Origin of the sequence: Candidatus Culexarchaeum yellowstonense (assembly GCF_024707025.1) — an archaeon.
Classification (GTDB): Archaea; Thermoproteota; Methanomethylicia; order Culexarchaeales; family Culexarchaeaceae; genus Culexarchaeum.
Genome location: NZ_JANGFQ010000079.1, coordinates 1 through 6,891, shown reverse-complemented (window position 1 = coordinate 6,891; position 6,891 = coordinate 1). Strand labels below are relative to the sequence as shown.

General features: G+C 41.5%; 7 protein-coding genes. 5 read left to right on the top strand and 2 right to left on the bottom strand.

What is annotated here, in order from left to right; genetic code table 11:
- The 5 genes from MRT15_RS08175 to MRT15_RS08155 form a co-directional block, all read left to right on the top strand.
- Positions 1–559 (top strand): aspartate aminotransferase family protein (locus MRT15_RS08175; protein ID WP_304329589.1); only part of this gene is annotated, 559 nt, incomplete at its 5' end.
- A gap of 256 nt (positions 560–815) precedes the next feature.
- Positions 816–1,475, top strand: a complete 660-nt coding sequence (locus MRT15_RS08170; protein ID WP_304329588.1) for a B12-binding domain-containing protein — start codon at positions 816–818, stop codon at positions 1,473–1,475.
- Positions 1,472–2,845, top strand: a complete 1,374-nt coding sequence (locus MRT15_RS08165; RefSeq protein ID WP_304329587.1) for a monomethylamine:corrinoid methyltransferase — start codon at positions 1,472–1,474, stop codon at positions 2,843–2,845. The genes MRT15_RS08170 and MRT15_RS08165 overlap by 4 nt, the downstream gene beginning before the upstream one ends.
- A gap of 286 nt (positions 2,846–3,131) precedes the next feature.
- The gene (locus tag MRT15_RS08160) at positions 3,132–4,634 is read left to right on the top strand and encodes a CoA-acylating methylmalonate-semialdehyde dehydrogenase (RefSeq protein WP_304329586.1); all 1,503 of its coding nucleotides are present in this window, start codon (positions 3,132–3,134) and stop codon (positions 4,632–4,634) included.
- Positions 4,634–5,080: a hypothetical protein gene (locus tag MRT15_RS08155; protein ID WP_304329585.1), complete on the top strand. Its 447-nt coding sequence runs from the start codon at positions 4,634–4,636 to the stop codon at positions 5,078–5,080. Before MRT15_RS08160 ends, MRT15_RS08155 begins: the two co-directional genes overlap by 1 nt.
- A gap of 303 nt (positions 5,081–5,383) precedes the next feature.
- Here the strand turns inward: MRT15_RS08155 and ala are convergent, their stop codons facing one another.
- Positions 5,384–6,355 carry an alanine dehydrogenase gene (ala, locus tag MRT15_RS08150; RefSeq protein WP_304329590.1) on the bottom strand — a complete coding sequence of 324 codons (972 nt, stop codon included), beginning with the start codon at positions 6,353–6,355 and terminating at the stop codon, positions 5,384–5,386.
- Between the two features lie 172 nt (positions 6,356–6,527).
- Positions 6,528–6,818, bottom strand: a complete 291-nt coding sequence (locus tag MRT15_RS08145; protein ID WP_304329584.1) for a GNAT family N-acetyltransferase — start codon at positions 6,816–6,818, stop codon at positions 6,528–6,530.
- Between the last annotated feature and the right edge of the window lie 73 nt (positions 6,819–6,891).

Below are 6,891 nucleotides of genomic sequence, written 5' to 3'. Positions count from 1 at the left end.
AGTTCAAACTGGTTTTGGTAGGACTGGGAAGCTTTTCGCCATTGAGCATTATGGTGTTAAGCCTGACATTGTGACTATGGCTAAGGGGATTGCTGATGGTTTCCCCATAAGTGCATGTACAACTAGAGAAGACATAGGCAAAGCCTTTGAACCTGGAGATCACTTGTCAACTTTTGGTGGGAACCCCGTATCTGCAGCAGCTGCACTCGCCAACATTAATGTAATGCTTAGGGAGAAGATCCCAGAAAAGGCTGCGGAGAAGGGGGAGTATTTCATGAAGCGATTGAATGAGTTGAAGGAGAGGTATAGGATTATTGGGGATGTTAGAGGGAAGGGTTTAATGATAGGTATTGAGCTTGTAAAGGATCAAGTTAAGAAGACTCCAGCTGCAGATGAGACTAGGAAAGTGAGGGATCTATGTAGGGAGAGGGGGTTGCTTATTGGTTCTGGTGGCGTTAAGGGGAATGTTCTAAGAATTCAACCTCCACTAGTCATAACCATGGAGCAAATCGATAAAGCATTAAACATACTTGAATCCGCTATAAAGGAGGTAAGTTAAGAAAGCGAATTCAATTTTCGAAAATTATGGACGTTAAAACACTTCATTAACAAAACCTTCCAATCTTCCTTTTTTATAAGCTTTGAACTGACATTTTCTTTATTAAGGATAAATCTATGGTTTTATGGGTTAGAGTTATCTCTGCTTATTATTTTATCCATGTATGCCCTTTAAGTCTATGCATACCGAAACTTTTTAAAATTATACTTCATTATTATTTATAATTATTTATAATTACGAACTCAGGTGTGTATATATGAACGGAGAAAATCTTTATGTAAAATTGAAGAATGCTATTTTGGAATTTGACGTTGAGGCTTCTCAGAGGGTTGCTGAAGAAATTGTTAGAAGTGGCGCTGACCCCCTTATGGCAATTAAGGAGGGGATAAGTGAAGCTGCTAAGATAGTTGGTGAAAAATTTGAGAGTGGTGAAATCTTCTTAACACAGCTAATGTTAGCTGGGGAGGCCATGAAGAGTGCGCTTTCTGTGCTTCTGAAAGCTTTGCCAAGTGGGACTAAAGTGGCTAAGGGGAAGGTTGTTATTGGCACTGTTCAGGGGGATATTCATGAGATAGGTAAGAATATCGTGGCAGCGTTGCTTAGTGCCAATGGATTTGATGTTTACGATCTTGGAGTTGATGTACCTTCCCTGAAGTTTATTGAGGAAGCTGAAAGGGTTAAAGCGGACGTCATTGCCATGTCTGCTCTTATGACGTCAACCATTGGTGTTCAAAAGGATGTGATAGATGCGTTGAAATCTCTAGGTTTGAGGGATAAGTATATCGTTGTGGTTGGGGGAGGAGCTACGACTGCTGAGTGGGCAGAGAATATAGGGGCTGATGGATGGGCTGAAACTGCTCCAGAAGCCGTTAATGTGATTTCCAGACTTATAGAGAAGAGGGGGAGGAGAACATGAAGATAACTATGACTGAAATCATGGAGCGAGCGTTAACTGGCAAAATTTGTAGGGAAAGAGAGTTTGACATGACCCTTTACAAAAGAGCCAATGAACTAGTGAAGGAGTATGGAATTTCCTATGATCCGAAAACCCCCATTCCAAAAGACCCTGGTCTTGCAAATTCCGTCTTTAAGGCGGGTTTCCAGCTCTTCTGTGAGCTTGGAGCTTACTGTACAAGCACCAATAGAATAATAAGCTTCAGCGAAGATGAAGTTAAGGAGGCATTAAAATATGCTCCAGCAGAGGTGTGGTTTGGGGAGGAAACTGATAGGAAAGCCCTGACTCCAAGAAAGCCTGAAGACAAGCGGCCGCCGTGGTGTTTCTTAGGGGCTGCTGGAGCACCAGTATCCTCTGAGCAAATACTCTCAAGCTTGGTAGAAGGTTATGCGAAGATCCCCCAAATAAACTCCGTAACTACACCAGCATTAACGCGGGTGAGAGGTGTCAGGATAAGGCCTGGAACCCCCCTCGAAATCTTAGGTACTATGGAAACTGTGAGAATAGCGAGAGAAGCCATGAGGAGAGCTGGAAGGCCAGGTCTACCCATAATGAATGCTGTTGCCACTGCCACAGCAGATTCATCCCTCATTGCTGTATTAAATAGAGAGTATGGGTTGAGAAGTTCGGATGGAGTATTAGTTGGTATATTAGCCGAATTAAAGACAAATTTCGGTCAATTGAATAAGGTATTCTGCACTAAAAGCTTTGGTTGTCGTGTTGTAGGTGAGTTAGGCCCAGCTTATGGAGGTTATGCTGGAGGGGCTGAAGGGACAGCTATAGTCACAGTTGCAGAACACTTAATGGGGCTTATGATTTACCAAGCCGACTGCTACCTTTCATTCCCAATACATGCTATCCACACTGCAAGCAGCTTTAGAGAAGTTTTATGGGTTAAAAGTGTTTCAGCTCAAGCTATAAGTATGAATACAAACTTGCTGACACTCTACTTAAGCTACATAGCCGCTGGACCTGCTACAGAAATGGCTCTATATGAAATAGCCGCGGTGATCTCTACAGACGTTGTTTCAGGAGCAAACATAGAGGCTGTTGGCGTCGCAAAAGCAAAATATGAGGACAGGTTTACTCCAATGGAGCCTAAATTCTCTGCAGACGTTGCCTATGCGGCAACACGTTTAAGTCTGCAAGATGTAAATGAGCTAGTTAAGAATCTCTTGTCAAAGTATGAGGATAAGTTGAAGAATCCGCCGCTAGGGAAAAAGTTTCAAGAGCTCTGCGATATAGAAACGGGCAGAATATCAAATGAATACATAGAGCTTGTCAAAAAAGTTAAAAGGGAACTTGCAGATCTAGGACTAGAAATGCTTTAAGCTACCTTGCTTGCCATATAATATTCTTTAATTTTTCCCTTTCTTGTTTAATCTAGGCGAAGACTAAGTTATTCATTCGGCAACTTCATATTCCTTTCATGTATTAATCGTATGTGTTCAGCATTTCTCCTAAGATTTTGCTATAATATATGAGAGTCCACAATCCTCAACGAGGAAGGTTAGGGATATGTCGGTAGAAATTATTATTATTATTATTGCATATGGGGAAATTGTTTTCAAAAAGTTTAAAAGTACATTAAAAATAATTTTAATAAGGGAGTTAAATATGGCGATTCTGGAGGAGCCGATAAAGGAAGTTTTAATGCTTAGGAACTATATTGGTGGAGAATGGGTTGAATCGAAGGGGGAGCTCATAGACGTTGTGAATCCAGCTACCCAGAAGGTCATTGCAAAGGTTCCCAGGTCAACGAGGGATGAGTTGGATGCGGCTGTGGAGGCTGCTAAGAAGGCTTTTCCAATGTGGAGGGATACGCCGCCTCACGTAAGGGCGAGATACCTCTTTAGGATGAAGGAGATTATGGAGGAGCGCTTTGAAGAGTTAGCTAGAATTCAAACGATGGAGCATGGGAAAACCATAGATGAATCTAGGGGTGAAACGAGACGAGGTATTGAAAATGTTGAAGTTGCCGCTGGCATCCCCTCATTAATGCAGGGGTACCTTTTACAGGATATAGCTGTTGGCATGGATGAATTTTGCTATAGGGAGCCCTTAGGGGTTTTTGGTATAATAGGGCCCTTCAACTTCCCCTTCATGGTGCCACTTTGGTTTGCACCATATGCTGTTGCCCTAGGGAACTGCGTTATAATTAAGCCTTCCAGTGAGGACCCCATCAGCCAGGTAAAGGTAGCTGAAATTGCGGAGGAAGCAGGCTTCCCGCCAGGCGTATGGAATGTAGTTCATGGAGGAAGGGAAGTTGTATCTGCCATGCTTGATCACCCTGATATAGTTGGGATAGCCTTTGTGGGCTCTACTCCCACTGGAAAATTCATTTATAAGAGATGTGGAGAGACTGGTAAGAGATGCATTGCCCAATGCAGCGCTAAAAACTTTCTCTTGGTAATGCCAGACGCCGTTTTAGATAAAACGATTCCAGCCCTCTTGACATCCTTCTTCGGCAATACAGGTCAACGTTGCCTATCAGGAGCTAACCTAGTCATAGTTGGTGAGGGCCTAAGTGAACACGAATTTAATGCATTCTATGAGAAAGTTGTAAACGCATTTGTTAACGCAGCTTCACAGATAAGAGTTGGCTACGGTCTTGATGAAAGTGTTCAGATGGGCCCACTACGTGATAAGGAGAAGAAGCAGCGTATGTTAACCTATATAGAGAAGGGCATTGAAGAGGGGGCTAAACTTGTGCTTGACGGTAGAAAGATAAAGCTTGTGGGAGATTGGCCTCACGATGCATTTCTCAACCCAACAATATTTACAGATGTAACACCTGACATGTTCATTGGAAGGGAAGAGCTCTTCGGGCCCATAGCATCGGTTATGCGTGCTAGAAACTTTGATGAGGCCCTTGAAATGATTGACAAAAATAAATATGGCAATGCAGCATCAATATTCACACAAAATGGTAAATGGGCTAGAGAGTTTATACATAGAGTTAATATAGGCAATGTGGGAATAAATGTTGGAATATGCGCACCTATGGCCTTCTTCCCATTCGCTGGAAGGAAGGAATCCTTCTATGGAACACTCCATGGTCAAAGGGAGTGCATAGACTTCTTCACGGACAGGAAAGTAGTTATTCAAAGGTGGTTCTAATGGAACTTGTCACATCCTCCGCTGTACTCAGCTATTTTACGAAGATGGAGAAGGATGTAGCTAACCTTTATAAAAATTTAGCGGAAAAATTACCAGAATATAGGGATACCTTTCTATCACTAGCAAAGGAGAGCGAGTCGAATGTCTTAGCAGTAGAAAGGGCTTATTATAGCATTATAAGCGATAAGTTTGAAGCCTGCTTTATAAAAACACTTAATACAGATGACTATAATATTAAAGTTCAGATGCCATCTGAAATCAAAGCTTCGGAAGTATTAAAAACTGTTATAATGATGGAAGAGAATATTCAAAAATTTATTTTAGATGCAGCCAAGTCAATAAGCGTACTATTACCTGATGTATCTTGGACTTTAAATAGAATAGGGAAGAAGAGGGTAGACCGCGTAACTAAGCTAAAAGCATTACTTAGCAAAACTAAGGAGTAACGATAGGTGAACATTATGGCTAAGGTGAAAATGATTCACTGTAATATAAGACATACAGATGCCTACTTAATCGAACATGAAGACGGTAAAATCGTAATTCGATGTCCACAACGTCCATATTGTAGTGAGTGCCCCTTCGAAAAGGGGGTTGTGCCGAAGAGACAAAGAATATAAATATCCTTTTTTGTAGTCATTTAAGCTAAATCTTGAAATATTTAAGGACTCGACTTTTAAAGACTATTATATTTATATTATATTAAAACAACTTCCTAGCAGTTGTTTTAATATATTGGAATGTCATATTCACAATTCTATTTTCACGCCTAAGCCCAGTCTCACAGCTTCCCTATAGACTACTTCAGCTACTGCTATGTCTTGGATGGCTATCCCTGTTGAGGCGAAAACAGTAACTTCGTCAGGGCGGATTCTACCAGGCTTCTGGCCTAAAATGATTTCACCTATCTCTCCGTAAATATCTTTCTTTGAAATTACGCCTTGAGTTAGGGGGACATTTATCTCTCCACTGTAGCTACAATGCTCCAAATCATCAACGACTATTTTCGCTGTTTTCAGTATTGCGGGGTCAAGTTCTTGCTTTCCAGGAGCATCAGCCCCCATAGCATTTATGTGGGTTCCAGGCTTCACCCAGTCTCCAGATATGATAGGTTGCCTAGATGGCGTTAGGGTTGCAACAACATCACAGCCCTCGACAGCATTTCTAACAACATTGGTCGTAACAAAATTCACTTTTGGATACCGCATTGCCATTTGTTTAACAAAATTTTCAAGGGTTTCACGTGTTCTGCTCCAAACCCTAACTTCCTTAACCTCCATGATATGAGACAGAGCTTCGAGGTGAGCTACAGCTTGAAGTCCAGCTCCCACCAAACCCAAAACTTCAGAATCTTCTCTAGCCAAATATTTGGTTGCAACGGCGCTTGCAGCCGCCGTCTTCACTGCCGTTATCCATGTTGCCTCCAAAATTGACAGGATAACCCCCGTTTTAGGATCAGCGAGGACAATTATGCCGGCAACCGTTGGAAGACCGTACTTTCTCCTGTTCTCGGGATGTGTGTTAACTATTTTCACCCCTGCGATGTCGAGCTTCTCTAGATAAGCTGGCATAAACCTGTGATCGCCATTATACTTCTCATAAAAGAGGTAGGATTTTAATGGCATCTGCACTCTGCCTAAGTTTTTCTCCCTAAAAGCGTCCTCCACAGCTTTTATAGCTTCCTCCATGGTCAGAAGGGACCTAATATCCTTATCTCTCAATATTAAAACTTCCAAGTTTTTTACCTCCTCACATCTTAAGATACATTATTCCTTTACGGATGCTTCATTTAAGCTTTTTCTTTATTCATGATAGGGGATAGTATACGTGGAGGCGAATAGCCTTCGGAAGTTATCTGCCAAAAATACGTCTAATTTGATGGGGAAGATTTCCCTATAACCTCTTCGCAATGAATGGTCGTGTGGATACGTTGGTTATTCCACCGCATTCCATTATGCTTTTCCTAATCCTTATCCTTCTATGCATTAACTGTACGTGTCCAACTATCTCCCCATCAATTTCAGCTACTAATACATTCTCCTTTGAGAATCCATCATCCCCCTCATATTCAATCCAGTCCATTACGCTTAATTTCCATGAGTTGAAGGTTCTGAAGCAAGTTTTCATTAACTCCACTATTCCCTCATCATCTCCAGATTTATATCTCCTAAACTTCACTTCCATGTTTAAAGTTCTCTTTATATGGATATATTTATCTTATCGGATTTCCATCTAATTATTTGGCGATGAAGAGAGC